At 67.2% G+C, this 20,690-nt stretch carries 19 protein-coding genes; 12 read left to right on the top strand and 7 right to left on the bottom strand.

Annotated elements, in window-relative coordinates:
* Nucleotides 1–50: 50 nt before the first annotated feature.
* Nucleotides 51–896, bottom strand: coding sequence for a phosphoserine phosphatase SerB (gene serB / locus DIE12_RS13730; RefSeq protein WP_124485412.1), 846 nt, complete (start codon nt 894–896; stop codon nt 51–53).
* A gap of 260 nt (nt 897–1,156) precedes the next feature.
* The gene (locus tag DIE12_RS13725) at nt 1,157–2,104 is read right to left on the bottom strand and encodes a LysR family transcriptional regulator (protein ID WP_124521690.1); all 948 of its coding nucleotides are present in this window, start codon (nt 2,102–2,104) and stop codon (nt 1,157–1,159) included.
* A 123-nt stretch (nt 2,105–2,227) separates the two neighbouring features.
* Between DIE12_RS13725 and DIE12_RS13720 the strand changes: the two genes are divergently transcribed.
* From DIE12_RS13720 to DIE12_RS13710, 3 genes are all read left to right on the top strand, one after another.
* Nucleotides 2,228–3,244, top strand: coding sequence for a zinc-binding alcohol dehydrogenase family protein (locus tag DIE12_RS13720; protein ID WP_124485414.1), 1,017 nt, complete (start codon nt 2,228–2,230; stop codon nt 3,242–3,244).
* A 261-nt stretch (nt 3,245–3,505) separates the two neighbouring features.
* A complete protein-coding gene (locus DIE12_RS13715) occupies nt 3,506–4,057 on the top strand; it encodes a DUF6013 family protein (RefSeq protein ID WP_124485415.1) in 552 nt (183 codons plus the stop codon).
* A gap of 252 nt (nt 4,058–4,309) precedes the next feature.
* Nucleotides 4,310–4,783 (top strand): PliI family lysozyme inhibitor of I-type lysozyme, encoded by a 474-nt coding sequence (locus DIE12_RS13710; protein ID WP_124485416.1) that lies wholly within the window; start codon nt 4,310–4,312, stop codon nt 4,781–4,783.
* A 31-nt stretch (nt 4,784–4,814) separates the two neighbouring features.
* On the opposite strand, the gene DIE12_RS13705 is transcribed toward DIE12_RS13710, so the two are convergent.
* Together DIE12_RS13705 and DIE12_RS13700 are read right to left on the bottom strand one after the other, a co-directional pair.
* Nucleotides 4,815–5,618, bottom strand: coding sequence for an ABC transporter permease (locus DIE12_RS13705; RefSeq protein WP_124521692.1), 804 nt, complete (start codon nt 5,616–5,618; stop codon nt 4,815–4,817).
* Nucleotides 5,615–6,319 (bottom strand): ATP-binding cassette domain-containing protein, encoded by a 705-nt coding sequence (locus tag DIE12_RS13700; RefSeq protein WP_124485418.1) that lies wholly within the window; start codon nt 6,317–6,319, stop codon nt 5,615–5,617. The genes DIE12_RS13705 and DIE12_RS13700 overlap by 4 nt, the downstream gene beginning before the upstream one ends.
* Nucleotides 6,320–6,471: 152 nt before the next feature.
* On the opposite strand from DIE12_RS13700, the gene DIE12_RS13695 reads away from it, so the two are divergent.
* The gene (locus tag DIE12_RS13695; RefSeq protein WP_124485419.1) at nt 6,472–8,778 is read left to right on the top strand and encodes an AsmA family protein; all 2,307 of its coding nucleotides are present in this window, start codon (nt 6,472–6,474) and stop codon (nt 8,776–8,778) included.
* A gap of 133 nt (nt 8,779–8,911) precedes the next feature.
* Nucleotides 8,912–10,504 (top strand): ABC-F family ATPase, encoded by a 1,593-nt coding sequence (locus DIE12_RS13690; protein WP_044848912.1) that lies wholly within the window; start codon nt 8,912–8,914, stop codon nt 10,502–10,504.
* A 256-nt stretch (nt 10,505–10,760) separates the two neighbouring features.
* Here the strand turns inward: DIE12_RS13690 and DIE12_RS13685 are convergent, their stop codons facing one another.
* Nucleotides 10,761–11,126 carry a hypothetical protein gene (locus DIE12_RS13685; RefSeq protein WP_044848913.1) on the bottom strand — a complete coding sequence of 122 codons (366 nt, stop codon included), beginning with the start codon at nt 11,124–11,126 and terminating at the stop codon, nt 10,761–10,763.
* 268 nt (nt 11,127–11,394) lie between these two features.
* Here DIE12_RS13685 and DIE12_RS13680 point away from each other — a divergent pair, with 268 nt between their 5' ends.
* The 3 genes from DIE12_RS13680 to DIE12_RS13670 all read left to right on the top strand — a co-directional run bounded on the left by DIE12_RS13680 (nt 11,395) and on the right by DIE12_RS13670 (nt 14,857).
* Nucleotides 11,395–12,831, top strand: coding sequence for an aldehyde dehydrogenase family protein (locus DIE12_RS13680; protein WP_124485420.1), 1,437 nt, complete (start codon nt 11,395–11,397; stop codon nt 12,829–12,831).
* A gap of 128 nt (nt 12,832–12,959) precedes the next feature.
* Nucleotides 12,960–14,150: a nitronate monooxygenase family protein gene (locus tag DIE12_RS13675; protein WP_124521694.1), complete on the top strand. Its 1,191-nt coding sequence runs from the start codon at nt 12,960–12,962 to the stop codon at nt 14,148–14,150.
* 65 nt (nt 14,151–14,215) lie between these two features.
* On the top strand, nt 14,216–14,857 hold the full coding sequence (locus DIE12_RS13670) for an OmpW family protein (protein WP_044848916.1): 642 nt from the start codon (nt 14,216–14,218) through the stop codon (nt 14,855–14,857).
* A 75-nt stretch (nt 14,858–14,932) separates the two neighbouring features.
* On the opposite strand, the gene DIE12_RS13665 is transcribed toward DIE12_RS13670, so the two are convergent.
* Nucleotides 14,933–15,136 carry a DUF1289 domain-containing protein gene (locus tag DIE12_RS13665; protein ID WP_027784516.1) on the bottom strand — a complete coding sequence of 68 codons (204 nt, stop codon included), beginning with the start codon at nt 15,134–15,136 and terminating at the stop codon, nt 14,933–14,935.
* Between the two features lie 547 nt (nt 15,137–15,683).
* Between DIE12_RS13665 and DIE12_RS13660 the strand changes: the two genes are divergently transcribed.
* The 4 genes from DIE12_RS13660 to DIE12_RS13645 all read left to right on the top strand — a co-directional run bounded on the left by DIE12_RS13660 (nt 15,684) and on the right by DIE12_RS13645 (nt 19,769).
* On the top strand, nt 15,684–16,778 hold the full coding sequence (locus DIE12_RS13660) for a polyamine ABC transporter substrate-binding protein (protein ID WP_124485422.1): 1,095 nt from the start codon (nt 15,684–15,686) through the stop codon (nt 16,776–16,778).
* 86 nt (nt 16,779–16,864) lie between these two features.
* Entirely contained in the window at nt 16,865–18,025 is a 1,161-nt protein-coding gene (locus DIE12_RS13655) for an ABC transporter ATP-binding protein (protein ID WP_124551294.1), read from the top strand.
* Nucleotides 18,022–18,951: an ABC transporter permease subunit gene (locus tag DIE12_RS13650; protein WP_044848264.1), complete on the top strand. Its 930-nt coding sequence runs from the start codon at nt 18,022–18,024 to the stop codon at nt 18,949–18,951. The genes DIE12_RS13655 and DIE12_RS13650 overlap by 4 nt, the downstream gene beginning before the upstream one ends.
* On the top strand, nt 18,948–19,769 hold the full coding sequence (locus DIE12_RS13645; protein WP_124485424.1) for an ABC transporter permease subunit: 822 nt from the start codon (nt 18,948–18,950) through the stop codon (nt 19,767–19,769). Before DIE12_RS13650 ends, DIE12_RS13645 begins: the two co-directional genes overlap by 4 nt.
* A gap of 96 nt (nt 19,770–19,865) precedes the next feature.
* Here DIE12_RS13645 and DIE12_RS13640 read toward each other — a convergent pair whose 3' ends face one another.
* On the bottom strand, nt 19,866–20,672 hold the full coding sequence (locus DIE12_RS13640; protein ID WP_044848262.1) for a sulfite exporter TauE/SafE family protein: 807 nt from the start codon (nt 20,670–20,672) through the stop codon (nt 19,866–19,868).
* Nucleotides 20,673–20,690 lie beyond the last annotated feature (18 nt).

Here is a 20,690-nt window from a genome sequence, read left to right as displayed (position 1 = left end):
ATGCAACATCGCGCGGGCGTTTTTCATGGGCGGCTTGCGCGGATCGGAAATCAGAACAACCGCAGCAGCCCGTCGAGGCCGACGTGGTCGAATGCGACGGTGGCCGCATCGCGCACGACGGGCTTCGCGTGGAACGCGACCGACAGCCCGGCTTCGGCCATCATCTTCAGGTCGTTCGAGCCGTCGCCCATCGCGATCGCACGGCTCGGCTCGATGCCGAGCGATGCGCAGGTGTCGCGCAGCAGGCGCGCCTTGACGTCGGCGTTGACGATCTCGCCGAGCACCTTGCCGGTCAGCTTGCCGTCGACGATCTCGAGCGTGTTCGCGTGCGCGAAGTCGAGGCCGAGGCGCGCCTTCAGGCGCTCGGTGAAGAACGTGAAGCCGCCCGACACGAGCAGCGTCTTCAGGCCCGCGGCCTTCACGCCGGCGAGCATCGTCTCCGCGCCGGGCGACAGCTGCAGCCGTTCCTCGTACACGCGCTCGAGCGCCTGCGCGTCGAGCCCCGCGAGCAGCGCGACGCGGCGCGTGAGGCTTTCGTTGAAATCGCGGATCTCGCCGCGCATCGCCGCCTCGGTAATCTCGGCGACCTGCGTCTTCAGCCCGCAGAAATCGGCGATCTCGTCGATGCATTCGATCGTGATCAGCGTCGAGTCCATGTCCATCACGACGAGCCCGAACTCGCCGAGCGTGCGGCCGGCTTCGACGAAGCCGAAGTCGAGCGCATGCGTGCCGCAGTACGCGTCGATGTCGAGACGCTGCGCGGGGTTGGCGTTTTCGATGCGCAGCGCGTGATCGTCGGTCTGCACGATGCGGGTGCCGCGCGACAGCGCGAGCAGCGGTTTGTGATGCGCGTCCGACAACGGCGCGAGACTCTGGATGACGAGGTTGTGGGTCATGACGGAATGTTTGGAAGCGAATGAAACGCGTGCGCGGCCGGCATGCGGCCGCCTGCGAACGCGGGCCCCGTTCGGCGTCGGGCCGTTGCGTCGCGAACGCGCCATTGTAGCCGGTTGGTATCCGATCGCGACCGGATCGCCGCCGGGAACCGGCGCTGGCGCCGTGCCGGGTGCCGCACGCACGGCGATTTGGCGGACGGTGCGGGCTACTCGGGCTACTCGGGCTACTCGGGCTATTCGGGCTATTCGGGCTATTCGGGCTATTCGGGCGATTGCCGGTCGCGATCCCAGTAAGGCGGATCGCCGAAGTGTTCGGCCAGGAACGCGATGAACGCGAGCGTCTTCAGCGGCACGTGTGCGCGGCTCGGATAGACGGCCCAGATCGCGACGTCGTTCGCGAACGGGTAGTCGTCGAGCACGGTGACGAGCGCGCCGCTCGCGAGCAGCGGGCCGACGTCCCAGGTCGACTTGATCGCGATGCCGAAGCCGTCGACGAGCGCTTCGCGGATCGCCTCGCCGTTGCTCGCGACGAGCCGGCCGCCGACCCGCACGGTGAGCGGGCCTTGCGGCGTGACGAACGACCAGTCGCGCTGGTCGCCGAGGATCACGCATTCGTGCTGCGCGAGGTCGGCCGGATGGCGCGGCGTGCCGTGTTCGGCGAGATACGCGGGCGAGCAGCACAGCACGCGCCGGTTCGTGGCGAGCCTGCGCGCGACCAGCGTCGAATCCTTCAGCGCGCCGAGGCGGATCGCGACGTCGTAGCCGTCGTCGACAAGGTCGACGATCTCGTCGGACAGCCGCAAGTCGAGCGACACGGACGGGTAGCGGCGCAGGAACGCGGGAATCACGGGCGCGACGTGCTGGCGGCCGAACGACGACGACATCGACACTTTCAGCCGCCCGTACGGCTCGCTGCGGCCGTGGCCGACCGAGGCGCGCGCGGCATCGGCGGCCGACAGCAGCGCCTCGGCGCGGGCCATGAAGACTTCGCCGTCCTGCGTCAGGCTGATGCGGCGCGTGGTGCGATGCAGCAACCGCGCGCCGAGCTGGCGCTCCAGCTGCGCGATGCGCGCGCTCGCGACCGCGGCCGATACGCCGAACTCGCGCCCGGCCGCGCTCACGTTCGCGAGCAGCGCGGCGCGCACGAACAGGCCGACGTCGAGCAGGTCGAGCGGCTTGTCGGGGGCTGCAATCGGATCGGACGTCATTATTCTGAAATTCCTGAAAATGTTTCAGGAAATATAGCGGTTTTCTCGAATGATCGGGGCGCCTACGATGGCATGCATGGGGCCGCGCCGCGGCCCGCCCGATTTCCCTGAAGGAGTTTCGTGATGAAAGCCGTTGGACTGACCCGTTACCTGCCGATCGACGACCCGCAGGCGCTCGTCGACGTGGAACTGCCGCAACCGGTGCCGGGCCCGCGCGACCTGCTCGTGAAGGTCGAGGCGATCTCCGTGAACCCGGTCGACACCAAGGTGCGCGCGCCGAAACCGCAGGTCGAGGAGACGCCGCGCGTGCTCGGCTGGGATGCGGCCGGCACGGTCGTCGCGGTCGGTGCCGAGGTCACGCTGTTCCGGCCGGGCGACGAGGTGTTCTACGCGGGCAGCATCACGCGGCCCGGCGCGAACAGCGAATTCCACGCGGTCGACGAGCGGATCGCCGCGCTCAAGCCGCGCTCGCTCGATTTCGCGGCGTCGGCGGCGTTACCGCTCACCGCGCTGACCGCCTGGGAGGCGCTGTTCGACCGGCTGCGCGTGTCGCCTCAGGGCGCCGACGCGGGCAAGTCGGTGCTGATCATCGGCGGCGCGGGCGGGGTGGGTTCGATCGCGATCCAGCTCGCCAAGACGCTCGCCGGGCTGCGCGTGATCGCGACCGCGTCGCGGCCGGCGTCGGCCGAATGGGTGCGCTCGCTCGGCGCGGACGACGTGGTCGATCATTTCGGCGACCTGCCCGCGCAACTGCGTGAAATCGGCCACCCGAGCGTCGACTACGTGCTGATCTTCAACGACACGGACCGTCATTTCCCTGCCGCGGCGGAAGTAATCCGCCCGCAGGGCGGCATTTGCACGATCGTCGAGAACGAGAAGCCGATTCCGGTCGAGCAACTGAAGGCGAAGAGCGCCGCGTTTCACTGGGAATTCATGTTCACGCGTGCGATGTTCGAGACGCCGGACATGATCGAGCAGCACAAGATCCTGAGCGAGGTGGCGCGGCTCGTCGACGGCGGCACGCTGCGCACGACGCTCGGCGAACAGCTCGGCACGATCAACGCCGCCAACGTGCGGCGCGCGCATCAGCTGCTCGAAGCCGGGCGCGCGATCGGCAAGCTGGTGCTGAGCGGCTTCTGAGTGCCGCAGACCCGTCGCTTCGCGCCAGGCGCCGATGGGCATCCCCCAAGGGGACTTCCTTCGGGGCGGAAAACCTGGGTCTGCCCGGCGTGTTCCCGAGCGCCGGCGTCGCGCGTACGGGATGCGGCGTCGCGAACGCAAGCGGGGTAACACCCGATGCGTTTGCGGCGCATTGCATGCCGCTTGGCGGTAGACTGGCAACGCATCATGCATCGAAAACCGCGCGGCACGCGCGTGCCGCCGCATTACAAGGAGGTCAGCATGAGCCAACGCAGCTTGTCAGTCGCCGCATCGTGGTCTGCCGTGTTCGCGGCGGCGTGCGTCAGCGCGAGCGTATTCGCGGCGCCGCCGGTCAAGGGCAGCCTGAAGGGCGGCGGGACAGGGCAGCTCGAATACACCGTCAAGGTCGATTCGAAGACCTTCGGCAATACGCAGGAGACCCGCAAGATCCGCTCGGGCGAAACGGACGACTTCAACTGGAAGTCGGTGCCGCCGGGCGGCGCGGTCGCGATGCCGGACGGTTGCCCGAACGCCGACAACCTGCCGCGCGACGCGAACGGCGCGATGGTGCGCCAGACCCAGGTGCGGCTCGCGCCGTCGGTCGACGCGAAGGGGATCGCGAACGTGCAGATGAGCTTCCAGGCCGCTGCGCCGAAAGGCACGCGCAACGTGAGCGCGGGCGGCAAGTCGCTGCAGTGCCCGGATGTCGTGTCGGTGAGCCAGGTCAAGTGGGTGTCGATTTCGACCAATGGCGGCTCGAAGTCCGTCTCGATGAGCGACGGCACGAAAGTGACGGTGTCGATCAAGCGCTGAGCGGTGCGCGCGGGCCGGCAAGACGTCCGGTGCGTGCGCAACCAACCGCGATGCGTATCCGGTGATCCGGGCAGTGCCGCGCGTGACGGTTTCGTGGCGCGCGGCTTCGCGTATTTCCGTTGTTTGAGGTTTGATGTGCGTCGTGTCCGGTGCGCACCGACAGCGCGGCCATTCGCCCCCCGGCGCGCGTGACGTGATGCGGATGTCGCGCTATCCTCCCGGGCTTCTCCCTCTTCCCCGTACGACATCCCGATGAAACATTGCATGCGCGCGCTGCTGTCGGCCGCTGCGTTCGTCGCCACTCATGCGCAGGCAGCCGACGATTGCAGCTTCGCGAAGAAAGTCGAGCTGCCGTCGCGACAGCAGGTCGCCGTCGTGTCGAGCGGCGCACTCGAGCCGTGTTCGACCGGCAGCTATGCGGTGCGCGTGTATTCGACCGCGCATGCCGCGCCCGGCTTCGATACGGACGACTACGTAACCGGTGTGCTGCATGCGCGTGACGGCACCGTCGCCGACGCCTTCACGGCCGACCTCGGTGCGCGTGCGCCGCAGGCGCTCGTCGTCACGACGCGCTCGGCCGGCAGCGGCGGTTATGTCGGCGCGCAGGCCTATGTGACGACACCACGCGCGGTGCGGCTCGTCGCGTCGGTCGACGGGCTGGCACCCGATGCCGACGTCAAGGCCGCGTTGCGCCAGGCCCTCGGCAAACGCCGCAGCGCCCGCTGACCGCACGCCGCGCGGGTCGCGGCGCCGCGCGTCAATGCGCGCGTTCCTCGAGCCGCGATGCGAGAAAGCGGTGATCGGCGGAGAACAGCCGGCGATACGTCATCAGCACCGCGCCGACCGTGCCGAGCGCGGACGCCGCGGCGATCAGGAACATGATCACGATCTGGTAGCGCACGGCCTGCAGCGGCGACTGGCCGGCCAGCACCTGGCCGGTCATCATCCCCGGCAGGCTCACGACACCGACGACGGCCATCTGGTTGAGCGTCGGCAGCATGCCCGCACGCACGGCCTGGCGCGCGGCGTCCTGCGCGGCTTCCCAGCGCGTCGCGCCGAGTGCGAGCGCGGTCTCGACGCGGTCGCGCCGTGCCGTCAGTTCCTCCATCATCCGTTCGACGCCGAGCGACACGCCCGTGAGCGTATTGCCGAGGATCATTCCGAGGATCGGGATCGCATATTGCGGCGTGTACCACGGATGAATGCGGATCACGACGAACAGCCCGATCGCCGCGACGAACCAACTGCTGAACCAGATGGACGCGATGCTGTCGACGCGCTGTCCGCGATACGTGCGCTTGCCGCGGCCGGCGCCCGCAAAGCCCGCGATCAGCGTCATCAACGCGGTCAGCGGCAGCACGACGGTCCAGTGCGGATGGCCGAACACCCAGCCGAGCACGTAGCCGATCGCGAGCAGCTGCACGACGGTGCGCACGGCGGCGAGCGCGAGCTTGTGCCCGAGGCCGAGCGACAGCGCCGCGGAGATCGCGCCGTTGACCGCGACGAGCGCGGCGGCGATGCCGACGTCGACGAGACTCAGATCCTGCAGTGCCGGGCTCATCGTGCCGCCTCCGTCGTGCTCGCGGCGGCGTGCAGCACGCCGGCCTGCATCACGAGCCGCGTCGTGCCGATCCGTGCGGCCTGCGCCGGATCGTGCGAGATCCACATGCAGGCGCGCGCATCGGGGGCCGCGTCGAACCAGGCGCCGACGAGCGCTTCGATCGCGCGCGTGGAGTCGGGGTCGAGCGCGGACGTCGGCTCGTCGAGCAGCAGCACGTCGGGGTCGAGTTGCAGCACGCGCAGCAGCGCGGCGATCTGCGCTTCGCCGCCCGACAGTTCGCTCGCGCGCTTGTCGAGAAAATCGGCGCCGCGACCGGCGCGGGCCGCGAGCGCTTCGGCGCGCGCACGGTCGAACGTCGCGTCGCGATAGATCGCGAGCGAGTACGGATAGCGCAATTGCGCCTCGACGGTGCCGTCCATCTGCGCGGGTCGCTGGCGCACGTAGGCGACGCTGCGCCGGTAGCGCGGAATCGCATTGCGCCTGATCCGCTTGCCGCGCCACAGGATCTGACCGCCGTCGAGCGGATCGAGCAGCGCGAGCGCGCGCAGCAGCACGCTCTTGCCGGAACCCGATGGTCCGGTGATAGCAATTCGCGATCCCGCGGCGAGGCTGAAGTCGGTCGGCGCCAGCAAAGTCTTGCCGCTGCTGGCGTCGCGGCGCGTGATGTGCTGCGCATCGATGAGACCGGTCGGGGCTGTCATGTCGAAAATGAAAAAAAGCGTTAATGGCGCCGAGGCGTCGTCGGAGCGTGCGTCATAATACAGATTGAAAAGCCGCCAGTGTCGTGCTTCGTTCATTCACGCACGTGGCCCGACATGGCGTGCACATTCTGCATAACAACAACGGAATCGCCATGACGCTAGCCCGAGCCATCGGCAAATCGGCTGCATGGATCGTCTGCATCGTCGCACTGATCATCGCGGCCGCCGGCATTTTTATCGTCACGTTCGACTGGAACCGCGCGAAACCGTGGGTCAACGAACATGTGAGTACCGCGCTTGGCCGTTCGTTTGCGATCAACGGCGATCTCAAGGTCGGCTGGCGTCGCCCGGACGGCGAGACCGGCTGGCGTGCATGGGTACCCTGGCCGAGCTTCTCGGCCACGCAACTCGAGATCGGCAATCCGGACTGGGCGAAGGGGCCCAGGTTCGCCACGGTCGATGCCGCGCATTTCGATCTCGCCATCCTGCCGCTCCTCGCGCACGAAATCGTCATTCCGTCGATCGATGTCGTCAATCCCGCGGTCGACCTCGAGCGGCTCGCCGACGGCCGCAATACGTGGACCTTCCAGTTCAAGCAATCCGCGCAACCGTCGCCGTGGAAGGTGCGGCTCGACAGCTTCGGGTTCGCGAAGGGCATCGTCACGTATCGCGATGCGATCACGAAGGCCGATCTCACGGTCGCGATCGATACGCTCGGCCAGCCGATTCCGCTCGGCGACGTGCTGAAGGAACAGGAACAGACGTCGCGTGCGGCATCGGCCCAGCGCGTCGGCAAGCACGGCGCCGCGCAATTGAGCGCGAAGGCGAATGCGGAAGCCGCATCGGGTGCGTCGGCGCCGCAGGCGGCGAGCGGGGCGTCTGCCGTTGCGGCGTCGGGAGTGTCCGGCGCCGCTCCGGCTACTTCGGTTTCCTCTGCATCGACGGCCCCGCCGGCATCCGGCGCGAGTGGTGCGTCAGGTGCATCCGGTGCGTCGGCGGCCGCCGCGCCCGCGAAGCCGTCCGGCCCGACCTATGCGTTCGGGCTCAAGGTCGACGGCCGCTACAAGAACGTGCCGATCAGCGGCACCGGCAAGGTGGGCGGCGTGCTGGCGATCGAGAAGTCGACGCAGCCGTTCCCGCTGCAGGCCGACGTGAAGGCCGGCGACACGCGGCTCGCGATCGTCGGTACGCTGACCGACCCGATGCATCTCGCGGCGCTCGACCTGCGGTTATGGCTGCAGGGCACGTCGATGTCGCACCTCTACCAGATTACCGGCATCACGCTGCCCGACACGCCGCCGTATGCGACCGAAGGGCGGCTGATCGGCAACATCAAGCAGAACGCCAGCACGTTCCGCTACGAGGACTTCAACGGCCGCGTGGGCGGCAGCGATCTGCGCGGTACGCTCACCTGGGCGCAGCGCGAGCCGCGGCCGAAGCTGTCGGGCGAGCTCGAGTCGAAACTGCTGCAGTTCTCCGACCTCGCGCCGGTGATCGGCGCCGACACGGCCGCGAGCAAGGCCAAGCGCGGCGACACGACGCGCCAGCCGCCGGACCGCGTGCTGCCGGTTTCGAGGTTCCGCACCGAGCGCTGGAGCGCGATCGACGCGGACGTGAAGTTCACCGGCCGCAAGCTGATCAAGAGCCCGCAGCTGCCGATTACCGACCTGTACACGCACGTTCTGCTGCAGGACGGCGTGCTGACACTCGAGCCGCTGAAGTTCGGCGTCGCGGGCGGCACGCTCGCGACCACCGCGCATCTGGACGGCAGCCGCACGCCGCTCAAGGGCCGCTTCACGCTGTCCGCGCGTCACCTGAGGCTCAAGCAGCTGTTCCCGACGCAGAAGGTGATGCAGACCGCGCTCGGCGAGATCAACGGCGATGCGTCGCTGTCGGCGACCGGCAACTCGCCGGCCGCGCTCGCGGGTACCTCGACCGGCGAAGTGAAGGCGCTCATCACGGATGGCCGCATCAGCCTGCTGCTGATGGAGGCGGCGGGGCTGAACGTCGCGAACGTCGTCTACGAGAAGCTGTTCGGCACTCGCGACGTGAACATCAACTGCGCGGCGATCGACTTTGTCGCGACCGACGGGATGCTCGACCCCAAGGTGTTCGCGCTCGATACGGACGATGCGCTGATCAACGTCGACGGCCCGGTCAACCTGCGCGACGAATCGATCGACCTGAAGATCCACCCGCACACGAAGGGTTTCCGGGTCTTCTCGCTGCGCTCGCCGCTGTATGCGAAGGGCACGTTCAAGAACCCGAAGGTCGGCGTCGACGCGGGCGCGCTCGCGCTGCGCGCCGGCGCGATGGTCGGGCTCGGCCTGATCAACCCGTTCGCGGCGCTGGTTCCGCTGATCGCGCCGAGCAACAACCGCGACGTGCCGTGCGCGGAGCTGTTCGGGCAAATGAAGGAGAAGGCGGCGCAGAAGCGCGCGGTGAAGGAAGGCAAGTAGGGGCCCCGAAGGGAGGCGCCGGCGCCGCGCGCGGCGGCCCGGCTGGCGGGGCCGGAACAGTGCGGTCGGCAGTTTCTCCGACACCTGCTAAAATACACGGTTTTCCGTCGATTTCTCTCTTACGGGACCTGCCGTGCTTTCTACTGCCAACATCACGATGCAATTCGGGCCGAAGCCCTTGTTCGAGAATATCTCGGTCAAATTCGGCGAGGGCAACCGCTATGGTCTGATCGGCGCGAACGGCTGCGGCAAGTCGACCTTCATGAAGATCCTGGGCGGCGACCTCGAGCCGAGCGCCGGCAACGTCGCGCTGGAGCCGAACGTGCGCCTGGGCAAGCTGCGCCAGGACCAGTTCGCGTATGAAGACGTGCGCGTGCTCGACGTCGTGATGATGGGCCACACCGAAATGTGGGCCGCGATGACCGAGCGCGACGCGATCTACGCGAACCCGGAAGCCACCGACGACGACTACATGCACGCGGCCGAGCTCGAAGGCAAGTTCGCCGAATACGGCGGCTACGATGCCGAGGCGCGCGCGGGCGCGCTGCTGCTCGGCATCGGCATCGAGGAGAAGTTCCACAACGGCACGATGGCCGACGTCGCGCCGGGCTGGAAGCTGCGCGTGCTGCTCGCGCAGGCGCTGTTCTCGAAGCCGGACGTGCTGCTGCTCGACGAACCGACCAACAACCTGGACATCAACTCGATCCGTTGGCTCGAGCACACGCTCAACGAGTACAACTCGACGATGATCATCATCTCGCACGATCGTCACTTCCTGAACTCGGTGTGCACGCACATGGCCGACATGGACTACGGCACGCTGAAGGTCTGGCCGGGCAACTACGACGACTACATGCTCGCATCGGCACAGGCGCGCGAGCGCCAGGCCGCGGCGAACGCGCGCGCGAAGGAACGCGTGGCCGAGCTGCAGGACTTCGTGCGCCGCTTCTCGGCGAACAAGTCGAAGGCCCGCCAGGCAACGAGCCGCGCGAAGCAGATCGACAAGATCAAGATCGAGGAATTCAAGCCGTCGTCGCGTCAGAACCCGTTCATCCGCTTCGAGTTCGAGAAGAAGCTGCACAACGTCGCGGTGGTCGCCGAAGACATCACGAAGAAGTACGAGCGCACGATCTTCCAGAACTTCAACCTGTCGGTGCAGCCGGGCGAGCGCATCGCGATCATCGGCGAGAACGGCGCGGGCAAGACGACGCTGCTGCGTTCGCTGCTCGGCGCGCTGCAGCTCGATCACGGCACGGTGAAGTGGTCGGAGAACGCGAACGTCGGCTACATGCCGCAGGATACGTACGAGGAGTTCCCGAACGACATCACGCTGATGGACTGGATCGACCAGTACCGCAAGGACGGCGACGACGAAACGATGGTGCGCGGCACGCTGGGCCGCCTGCTGTTCTCGTCGGACGACATCAAGAAGTCGGTGAAGGTGCTGTCGGGCGGCGAGAAGGGCCGCATGATCTGGGGCAAGCTGATGCTCGGCCGCCACAACGTGCTGCTGATGGACGAGCCGACCAACCACATGGACATGGAGTCGATCGAGTCGCTGCAGATCGCGCTCGAGCAGTTCGAAGGCACGCTGATCTTCGTGTCGCACGACCGCGAATTCGTGAGCGGGCTGGCGAACCGGATCATCGAAGTGCGCACGGACGGCACGCTGTTCGACTTCGGCGGGAATTACGAGGAGTTCCTGACGAGTCAGGGGCAGGAGTAATTGCCCGGGCGGCCATGCCCGACCTGATGTACCGGAAGCCCGCCAGGTGCAAGCCTGGCGGGTTTTTCGTATCCGGGCAGATGTTCGCCGTTACCGGATCGGCACGACGGCCATTGAAGGGAAAATGTCAGGTCGGGTGCGGCACCCTCGATGACGATTCGACGCGGCGGCGCCGTTTCCGGCCGGCAGGCGCTGCGACCGCAACCGGCGCATCACCTCGCCCGCCGCCCGGTGCCCGCCGCCCTGTGCCGTCGCATCAATCCGCGAGCCGCTTGTCGGCGAGCGCCTTGCAGCAGTCTTCGTACACCCATTGCACGAGTTTCGCCCGGTAATCGAGATCGTCGGTATCGACGATTTCCTCGACCGCGTCACGCGCCCACGACGCGTCGACGAAGTCGGCGTGCCGCTTGGCGATGTCCTGCGCCAGTGCGGCCAGCTTCGCGATCGCGAGCCAGTCGGCCTGCCGGTGATGGCGGTCGAGCCAGCGGTGTGCGGCCTGCACCTGGAACGATGCGTCCGGCCAGGTTTCGTTCAGGTAAAACGCGCCGAGATTGCCGCAGGTGAGCCAGCACAGCAGCTCCAGGCGATCTTGCGAGCCGAGGATATGGGATGCGTCGGTCATGGCAGCGCTCACGAAGGCATCGATTCCGGGTGGCGCGGCCTGCAGCGGCCGGCGCCGATACTAAAAACATAGCACGATGCGGGCCACGTCGTGCGGCCTCGTGGCGTGCCGGCGTGGCGCGGATGCCGCAGCCGCGGGCGTCCGGTATCCGGCACCCGCTCGCCGGCGCCCGTGCGGACCGTTCGGCGGCGCTCGCGGTCTGGTCCGGCGTCATCGCCGGGCGGCGCCACACTCGTTAGAATGGCCGTTTTCCGGGAGACAGGAAGCGATGAAAATCTACAACCAGTTCTACATCGACGGTGCATGGCGCAAGCCGGCCGGAACGGGCACGATCGACGTGATCGACTCGGGCACCGAGGCCGTGATCGGCCGGATTCCGGAGGGCACGGCCTCGGACGCGCAGGACGCGATCCGCGCGGCGCGCGCGGCGTTCGACGCGTGGGCCGCGACCCCGGCCGCGACGCGCGCGGGCTACCTGCGCAAGATCGTCGAGCGTCTGCAGGCGCGCAGCGAGGAACTCGCGCAGTCGATCACCGGCGAAGTCGGGATGCCGATCAAGCTGTCGCGTGCGATCCAGGTCGGCGGCCCGATCTACAACTGGAAGGCGTACGCGAAACTCGCCGAATCGTTCGAATTCGAGGCGACGGTCGGCAACTCGCTGGTGGTGCGCGAGCCGGTCGGCGTCGTCGCGGCGATCACGCCGTGGAACTACCCGCTCAACCAGGTCACGCTGAAGGTCGCGCCGGCGCTCGCGGCCGGCTGCACGGTCGTCCTGAAGCCATCCGAAGTCGCGCCGCTCAACGCGTTCATGCTCGCGGAGGCGATTCACGAAGCGGGCCTGCCGCCGGGCGTGTTCAACCTCGTATGCGGTTACGGCCCGGTCGTCGGCGAGGTGCTGGCGACCGATCCGGACGTCGACATGGTGTCGTTCACGGGTTCGACGCGCGCCGGCAAGCGCGTTGCCGAACTCGCGGCCGCGGGCGTGAAGCGCGTCGCGCTCGAACTGGGCGGCAAGTCGGCGTCGGTGATTCTCGACGATGCCGATTTCGCGACGGCGGTGAAGGGCACGGTCAACGCGTGCTACCTGAACGCGGGCCAGACCTGTTCGGCGCACACGCGGATGCTGGTGCCGGAAGCGCGCTACGACGAGGCGCGCGCGCTCGCGAAGGCGGCGGCCGAAGCGTATGTCGCGGGCGACCCGCGCCAGGAAACGACGCGCCTCGGCGCACTCGCATCGGCCGCGCAGCAGCAGCGCGTGCAGGCCTACATCCAGCGCGGGATCGACGACGGCGCGGAACTCGTGACGGGCGGCACGGGCCTGCCGGAAGGGCTCGCGAAGGGCTTCTTCGTGAAGCCGACGGTGTTCGGCCGCGTCGATCCGAAATCGACGATCGCGCAGGAAGAAATCTTCGGGCCGGTGCTGTCGATCATCACGTATCGCGACGAAGACGAAGCCGTGCGCATCGCGAACGATTCGCCTTATGGGCTCGGCGGCGCGGTGTGGGCGGGCAGCGACGAACGCGCGATGCGCGTCGCGCGCCGCATCCGCACGGGGCAGGTCGACATCAACGGCGGCACGTGGAACAGCGCCGCGCCGTTCGGCGGCTACAAGCAGTCGGGGCACGGCCGCGAGAACGGTGTGTACGGGCTCGAAGAGTATCTCGAATACAAGTCGATGCAGCTCAAGCCGGCGAATCCGGCCTGAGCGTCGCACCGCGCTTGAACCGAAACGGCACGCTCGCGTGCCGTTTTTTTATTGACGGCCGTCAAGATGCGCGTCGGTGGATCGTCGATCATCGCGTTTCCGATTTCCGATGTTTCGACGAGGTTCAGATGACCGCACGCACTTCCTTCCCGCCGCTCACGATTCGCGGCCGCGCGTTGCTGCCCGTGGTGCAGGGCGGCATGGGCGTCGGCATCTCCGCGCACCGCCTCGCGGGCAGCGTCGCGCGCGAAGGCGCGCTCGGCACGATCGCGAGCATCGACCTGCGTCACCACCACGCGGACCTGCTCGCGCGCTGTCGCGCGAATCCCGACCGCGCGACGCTCGAGGCCGCGAACCTCGACGCGCTCGCGCGCGAGATTCGCCTCGCGAAGACCTACGGCGAAGGCCGCGGGATGATCGCGGTCAACGTGATGAAGGCGGTGCGCACGCATGCGGACTACGTGCGCGTCGCGTGCGACGAAGGCGCGGACGCGATCGTGATGGGCGCGGGCCTGCCGCTCGATCTGCCCGATCTCACGCAGGGGCGCGACATCGCGCTGATCCCGATCCTGTCGGACAGCCGCGGGATCGCGCTGGTGCTGAAGAAGTGGATGAAGAAGGGGCGGCTGCCGGATGCGATCGTGATCGAGCATCCCGCGCATGCGGGCGGCCACCTCGGGGTCACGCAGATCGACGACATGCACGATGCGCGCTTCGATTTCGCGCGCGTGCTCGACGAGGCCGCGCAGGTGATGGCGTCGCTCGGCCTGGCGCGCGACACGATCCCGCTGATCGTCGCGGGCGGGATCAACAGTCACGACTCGGTGCGTGCGGCGCTCGCGGCCGGCGCGAACGGCGTGCAGGTCGGAACGCCGTTCGCGGTGACGGAGGAAGGTGACGCGCATCCGAACTTCAAGCGCGTACTGGCCGACGCGCTGCCCGACGACATCGTCGAATTCGTCAGCGTGACGGGGCTGCCGGCGCGCGCGGTGAAGACACCGTGGCTCGATCGTTACCTGCGCAACGAAACGCGCATTCGCGACAAGCTCGGCGCGTTCAGGCAGCGCTGCCCGACCGCGCTCGAGTGCCTGAGCGTCTGCGGGCTGCGCGACGGCATCGAAAAGTTCGGTCATTTCTGCATCGACACGCGGCTCGCGGCCGCGTTGCGAGGCGACGTCGCGAACGGCCTGTTCTTCCGCGGCCGCGAAGCGCTGCCGTTCGGCAACGCGATCCGCAGCGTGCGCGATCTGCTCGACCTGCTGCTGACGGGCCGTGCCGCGGCGACTGCGACAAACCGTCCGAGGTTTACGCTGGCTTGACGGATATCAAAACGACGAAAAGACCCTACGAGGAAAATGGAATGCATTCTTCAGGGGTCTTTACCATGCATAAAACGATTCGAACATGTGTCACCGCTGCCGCCGTCGCGGCGAGTCTGGTCACGATGCCCACGCTGTCGCACGCGGCGTCGCCGGGCGACGGGATCAACCAGGGTGACGTACTGGTCCGCCTGCGCGCGATCAGCATCCAGCCGAACGAGCGCGCGAGCGACACGCTCGGCGCGATCAACACCGGCGTGAACAACGCGATCGTGCCGGAACTCGACTTCACCTACATGATCCGCGACTACCTGGGCGTGGAGCTGATCCTCGGCACGTCGCGGCACCAGATGACGTCGAGCCTCGGCAATCTCGGCGGCGTGGGCGTGCTGCCGCCGACGCTGCTGCTGCAGTACCACTTCAACCATGCCGGCAAGGTGCGTCCGTACGTCGGCGCGGGCCTGAACTACACGTACTTCTACAACAACGGGCTCAACGTCGGCGGGGAAGGCGTGTCGATCAACAAGAGCAGCTTCGGTCCGGCGCTGCAATTCGGCGTCGACGTGCAGTTGACGAAGAAGGTGTTCATGAACGTCGACGTGAAGAAGATCTGGATGAGCACCGATGCGACGCTCGGCGACAAGGGCATCGGCACGCTGCACATCGATCCGCTGATCGTCGGCGTGGGCGTCGGGATGAAGTTCTAACGGTTCGCGGACAAGAACAGAGTTGGGGTTGGCGGCATGGCAGTCGGCATGCCGCTCTTTTTTTGTGCGGCCGGTTTACAGCTTGTCGTACTGGAAGCGCATCGCGGTGCCTTCGCGCGTAATGCGCTCCCACACGGCCCGCTTCTCGTCGTCGCTCAGGAACACCCAGTTCGACACTTCGCCGGCCGTGCGGCCGCAGCCCTTGCAGACTTCGTCGAAGAGGGTCGAGCACACGCCGATGCAGGGGCTGTCGGGCAGGTCGTGGAGATTGGAGGCCATCGGGAGGGTTCGCGCAGTGAGATCGTCAGGGCGTCATTTTAATGCATCGGGACGGGGCAGCCGGCGGACGCCGCTAGCGTGCCGTACGGTCGCGTTGCCGTGACGGTGCGGCCGGTCGGCCGAACGGTTGGACGATGGCCGGATCGCCGTCGGCGACGGCTGGCCCGCCGTGCCGGACAGGGCCGGGCACGGCGCGCGGCGCGTGTCGCAGCGCGTCGCGATTTCACCGGTGAAACGGCCGCATGCACCGCGCGTCGCGCGGGCCGCTTGTGCTGCATGCGGCACGCGGTTTCGCCACCGCTTTCTTTTCCCGATGGACAGACGCCGATTACCCGATAGAATTCCCCCGGAACGCCCCGCTGCGCGGGCCGCCCGAGCGGCCGGCGGCGGGAATCTGTTCCGTTTGCGCGACACGGGCATGATTTTTTTGTGACGGAGCGCGAATGGTGGTAGCGTTCGGGGTTTTCGAGGGGCGGCGTGCCGGAACGCGCCGCCATGACGAGGCAGACGGCAGCCGGACAAGCGGTCCGGCCGGAGGGAGAACGGGATGAAAGCAAACGTAGTGGGCCGGTTCGCAGCGCTCGCGCTGTGCGTGGGTGCATCGGCGGCGGCGGCGAAGGATACGCAGCTCAATGTCTATAACTGGTCGGACTACATTGCGAAGGACACGATCCCGAACTTCGAGAAGCAGGCGGGCATCAAGGTCCGCTACGACAATTACGACAGCGACGACACGCTGCAGGCGAAGCTGCTGACGGGCAGCTCGGGCTACGACATCGTCGTGCCGACCAGCAACTACGCGGGCAAGCAGATCGCCGCCGGCATCTTCACGCCGCTCGACAAGTCGAAGCTGCCGAACCTCAAGTACCTCGATCCGCAACTGATGGCGCTCGTCGCCGGCGCGGACCCGGGCAACAAGTATTCGGTGCCCTGGGCGTACGGCACGACCGGTCTCGCATACAACCTGACGAAGGCGCAGCAGGCGCTCGGCAAGGTCCCGCTCGACAACTGGGACATCCTGTTCAAGCCGGAAAACATCTCGAAGCTGAAGACCTGCGGCGTGTCGGTGCTCGACGCGCCGGACCAGATGTTCGCGGCGGCGCTGCACTACATCGGCAAGGATCCGATGAGCACGAACCCGGCCGACTACAAGGCCGCGATGGAGGTGCTGAAGAAGATCCGCCCGTACATCACGCAGTTCAACTCGTCGGGCTACATCAACGATCTGGTCGGCGGCGACATCTGCTTCGCGTTCGGCTGGTCGGGCGACGTCGTGATCGCGAAGCATCGCGCGATCGAGGCGAAGAAGCCGTACAAGGTCGAGTACTACATTCCGAAGGGCGGCGCGCCGGTCTGGTTCGACGTGATGGCGATCCCGAAGGACGCGAAGAACAAGGACGCCGCGCTGCAGTGGATCAACTACATCGAGGATCCGAAGGTGCACGCGGCGATCACGAACGCCGTGTACTACCCGAGCGCGAACGCCGAGTCGCGCAAGTACGTGCGGCCCGACGTCGCGAACGATCCGGCCGTCTATCCGCCGGCCGACGTCGTGAAGACGCTGTTCCTGCTCAAGCCGCTGCCGCCTGAAATCCAGCGTCTGCAGACGCGTCTGTGGACCGAGCTGAAATCGGGCCGCTGAAGCGAGCCGGAGTCAGCCAGCAGTCATGAAGCCCCTGGTGTCCCCGGGGGCTTTGTTCGTCAAACGCAGGAGAGAAGCAGCACATCATGAATAGCCAGTCGGGTGCGCCGGTCGCGGGCGCACCGTCCTTCGTTCCTCCGTCCGGCGCCGATACGCGCGCCGAGAATTTTGTCCAGATCGTCGACGTCGTCAAGAAATTCGGCGACACCGAAGTGGTGCGCAACGTGAACCTGACGGTGCGCCAGGGTGAGCTGTTCGCGCTGCTCGGCAGCTCGGGTTCCGGCAAGTCGACGCTGCTGCGCATGCTGGCGGGCCTCGAGACGGTCACGTCGGGCAAGATCCTGATCGACAGCGAGGACCTCGCACAGATGCCGCCGTACAAGCGGCCCGTGAACATGATGTTCCAGTCGTATGCGCTGTTCCCGCACATGTCGGTCGAATCGAACGTCGCCTACGGCCTGAAGCAGGAAGGCACGCCGAAGGTGGAGCTGAAGGAGCGCGTCGCCGCGGCGCTCGAGCTCGTGCAGATGAGCAAGTACGCGAAGCGCAAGCCGCACCAGCTGTCGGGCGGCCAGCAGCAGCGCGTCGCGCTCGCGCGTTCGCTCGTCAAGCGCCCGAAGGTGCTGCTGCTCGACGAGCCGATGTCGGCGCTCGACAAGCAGATCCGCCAGCGCACGCAGATCGAGCTCGTCAACATCCTGAACAAGGTCGGCGTCACCTGCATCATGGTCACGCACGACCAGGAAGAGGCGATGACGATGGCGAACCGGCTCGCCGTGATGAGCGAAGGGCAGATCGTGCAGATCGGCTCGCCGAACGAAGTCTACGAATATCCGAACAGCCGCTTCTCGGCCGAGTTCATCGGCTCGACCAACCTGTTCGAAGGCGTCACCGTCGAGGACGAACCCGATTACGTGTACATCGAATCGCCGGAGCTGCCGAGCCGGCTGTACGTGAGCCACGGGATCACGGGCCCGCTCGGGATGCCGGTCACGGTGTCGGTGCGCCCCGAGCGGATCGCGCTCACCCGCAAGCCGCCCGAAGGCGCGTTCAACTGGGCGCACGGGAAGATCACCAACGTCGCGTACATGGGCGGCTACTCGCTGTATCACGTGAAGCTCGACGCGGGCAAGACGGTGATCGCGAACGTGTCGAGCCTCGCGATCTCCGAGCTCGACACGCCGGCGCTCGGCGACGAGATCTACGTGCGCTGGAGCGCGACGGCCGGCGTGGTGCTGACGTCATGAGCACGCTCAAGTCCCTGCTCGCATGGCCCGTGCGGCGCTTCAACCTGACCGGCGGCTCGGCGGTCGTCGCGGGGCCGTACACGTGGCTCGTGCTGTTCTTCCTGGTGCCGTTCGTGCTGGTCGTGAAGATCAGCTTCGCGGAGCTGCAGCTCGGCATCCCGCCGTATACGGAACTCGCGTCGTACGCGGACGGCGTGGTGCACATCGCGCTGAACCTGTCGCACTACGCGTTCCTGCTCACCGACAGCCTGTATTTCGCGACCTACGTGAATTCGGTGGTGGTCGCGGCGATCACGACGCTGCTGTGCCTGCTGATCGGTTATCCGATGGCGTACTACATCGCGCGTTCGAACCCGGCGACCCGCAACCTGCTGATGATGGGTGTGATGCTGCCGTTCTGGACGTCGTTCCTGATCCGCGTGTACGCGTGGATCGGGATCCTGAAGAACAACGGGCTCCTGAACAACTTCCTGATGTGGATCGGCCTGACCCATACGCCGATCGAGCTGTACCGCACGAACTACGCGGTGTACATCGGGATGGTGTATTCGTACCTGCCGTTCCTCGTGATGCCGCTGTACGCGCATCTCGTGAAGATGGACCTCCGCCTGCTCGAAGCCGCGTACGATCTCGGCGCGAAGCCGTGGAAGGCGTTCGTGCAGATCACGCTGCCGCTGTCGAAGAACGGGATCATCGCGGGCTGCCTGCTGGTGTTCATTCCGGCGGTCGGTGAGTACGTGATTCCGGAACTGCTCGGCGGCGCGAACACGCTGATGATCGGCCGCGTGATGTGGAACGAGTTCTTCAACAACGCAGACTGGCCGATGGCGTCGGCCGTGACCTGCGCGATGGTGCTGCTGCTGCTCGTGCCGATGGCGATGTTCCAGCACTTCCAGGCGAAGGAGCAGGAGGGCCGCCGTCGATGAAGCCGAATCGCTACCTGCAGTTCGCGGCGCTGTTCGCCGGCTTTGCGTTCCTGTACATCCCGATCATCAGCCTGATCGTCTATTCGTTCAACGAGTCGAAGCTCGTCACCGTGTGGTCGGGCTTCTCGTTCCGCTGGTACTCGGCGCTCGCGGAGGACGACGAGCTGCTGACGGCCGCGTGGCTGTCGCTGAAGATCGGCGTGCTGACCGCGTTCGCGTCGGTGTTCATCGGCACGTGGGCCGGCTTCGTGCTCGCGCGGATGGGGCGCTTTCGCGGCTTTGCGCTGTTCAGCGGGATGATCAACGCGCCGCTGGTGATCCCCGAGGTGATCCAGGGGATCTCGCTGCTGCTGCTGTTCATCGAGCTCGCGAAGTGGATCGGCTGGCCGGCCGAGCGCGGCGTGTTCACGATCTGGCTGGGCCACGTGATGCTGTGCATCTCGTACGTCGCGATCATCGTGCAGTCGCGCGTGCGCGAACTGAACCCGTCGCTCGAGGAAGCGGCGCTCGATCTCGGCGCGACGCCGCTGAAGGTGTTCTTCACGATCACGCTGCCGCTGATCTCGCAGGCGCTGATCGCGGGCTGGCTGCTGTCGTTCACGCTGTCGATCGACGACCTCGTGCTGTCGGCGTTCCTGTCGGGCCCCGGCTCGACGACGCTGCCGCTCGTCGTGTTCTCGCGCGTGCGCCTCGGCCTGAACCCGGAGATGAATGCGCTCGCGACGCTGTTCATCGTCGCGGTGACGGCGGGCGTCGTGATCGCGAACTTCGTGATGCTGCGCCAGGAACGCAAGCGGATGGCCGCGTTCGCCGCCTGACGCGCTCGCGCACAGGTTGCCGACGCAACGAATAACGCCCGGTGCCGACGACGAGTCGGCCCGGGCGTTTTGTTTGGCATGCGAGCCGCGTGCGGCTTACGCGCCGAACGCCGCCTTCGCGAGCAACCCGAGCGCCACGCAGACGAGCACCGCAGCGAAGCCGGCCTGCACGTGCCGCGCGGACAGGTGCCGGGACGCGCTGCGGCCGATCGCCATCCCGATTGCCGTCGCGACCGTGAACCACAGCGTCATGTCGAGCGGCGCGCGCGTGCCCGACACGAGCGTCGCGAACACGCCGCCGGTGCCGACCAGCGCGATCACCATCAGCGACGTCGCGACCACGCCGTGCATCGACACGTTCGTGAACTTGCGCAGCATCGGCACGATCACGAAACCGCCGCCGACACCGAGCAAGCCTGTCATCAGCCCCGTCACCGCGCCGGTCGACGCGAGCGCGAGCCCGACCGGCCACGACCAGACGAGCCGGCCCGTGTCGGGATTCACGCGGCCGACGCACAGCGGCGACGCGTCCGCGTCGCCGGGCGCATGACGCAGCGCCTGCCGCAGCAGGCGGCCCGCGACGACCAGCATCGTCAGCGCGAACAGCGCCAGCAGCACGCGTTGCGGCAGCACGTGCGCGAGCTTCACGCCGAGCGTCGTGAGCGGCACGCCGGCGACGGCCATCAGCAACGCCGCGCGATAGCGCACGAGCCCGCGGCGAAACCCTTCGAGCGCGCCGAGCGCGGCGCTGCCCGCGACCGCGACGAGCGCGACGGGCGTGGCCTGCTGCATCGGCCAGCCCATCCCGACGACGAGCGCGGGCACCGCGAGAATGCCGCCGCCCGCACCGGTGAGGCCGAGCACGGCGCCGACGAGACTGCCGAGTACGAGGGAAATCAGCATGGTGTCATCGGATTCCGG

It is taken from the genome of Burkholderia sp. Bp9015 (assembly GCF_003853505.1).
GTDB lineage: Bacteria > Pseudomonadota > Gammaproteobacteria > Burkholderiales > Burkholderiaceae > Burkholderia.
Note: the sequence above shows the minus strand (reverse complement) of the source record. Positions and strands in the feature narration are given on the sequence as shown.

Excerpts from the sequence above, each read along its gene's own strand:
- DIE12_RS13675 (WP_124521694.1), top strand. The coding sequence starts at position 12,960 with ATGACCGCACGCACTTCCTTCCCGCCGCTCACGATTCGCGGCCGCGCG.
- DIE12_RS13710 (WP_124485416.1), top strand. The coding sequence starts at position 4,310 with ATGAAACATTGCATGCGCGCGCTGCTGTCGGCCGCTGCGTTCGTCGCC.
- DIE12_RS13660 (WP_124485422.1), top strand. The coding sequence starts at position 15,684 with ATGAAAGCAAACGTAGTGGGCCGGTTCGCAGCGCTCGCGCTGTGCGTG.
- DIE12_RS13645 (WP_124485424.1), top strand. The coding sequence starts at position 18,948 with ATGAAGCCGAATCGCTACCTGCAGTTCGCGGCGCTGTTCGCCGGCTTT.
- DIE12_RS13640 (WP_044848262.1), bottom strand. The coding sequence starts at position 20,672 with ATGCTGATTTCCCTCGTACTCGGCAGTCTCGTCGGCGCCGTGCTCGGC.
- serB (WP_124485412.1), bottom strand. The coding sequence starts at position 896 with ATGACCCACAACCTCGTCATCCAGAGTCTCGCGCCGTTGTCGGACGCG.
- DIE12_RS13720 (WP_124485414.1), top strand. The coding sequence starts at position 2,228 with ATGAAAGCCGTTGGACTGACCCGTTACCTGCCGATCGACGACCCGCAG.
- DIE12_RS13705 (WP_124521692.1), bottom strand. The coding sequence starts at position 5,618 with ATGAGCCCGGCACTGCAGGATCTGAGTCTCGTCGACGTCGGCATCGCC.
- DIE12_RS13715 (WP_124485415.1), top strand. The coding sequence starts at position 3,506 with ATGAGCCAACGCAGCTTGTCAGTCGCCGCATCGTGGTCTGCCGTGTTC.
- DIE12_RS13680 (WP_124485420.1), top strand. The coding sequence starts at position 11,395 with ATGAAAATCTACAACCAGTTCTACATCGACGGTGCATGGCGCAAGCCG.
- DIE12_RS13700 (WP_124485418.1), bottom strand. The coding sequence starts at position 6,319 with ATGACAGCCCCGACCGGTCTCATCGATGCGCAGCACATCACGCGCCGC.
- DIE12_RS13685 (WP_044848913.1), bottom strand. The coding sequence starts at position 11,126 with ATGACCGACGCATCCCATATCCTCGGCTCGCAAGATCGCCTGGAGCTG.
- DIE12_RS13670 (WP_044848916.1), top strand. The coding sequence starts at position 14,216 with ATGCATAAAACGATTCGAACATGTGTCACCGCTGCCGCCGTCGCGGCG.
- DIE12_RS13725 (WP_124521690.1), bottom strand. The coding sequence starts at position 2,104 with ATGACGTCCGATCCGATTGCAGCCCCCGACAAGCCGCTCGACCTGCTC.
- DIE12_RS13650 (WP_044848264.1), top strand. The coding sequence starts at position 18,022 with ATGAGCACGCTCAAGTCCCTGCTCGCATGGCCCGTGCGGCGCTTCAAC.
- DIE12_RS13665 (WP_027784516.1), bottom strand. The coding sequence starts at position 15,136 with ATGGCCTCCAATCTCCACGACCTGCCCGACAGCCCCTGCATCGGCGTG.
- DIE12_RS13655 (WP_124551294.1), top strand. The coding sequence starts at position 16,865 with ATGAATAGCCAGTCGGGTGCGCCGGTCGCGGGCGCACCGTCCTTCGTT.
- DIE12_RS13695 (WP_124485419.1), top strand. The coding sequence starts at position 6,472 with ATGACGCTAGCCCGAGCCATCGGCAAATCGGCTGCATGGATCGTCTGC.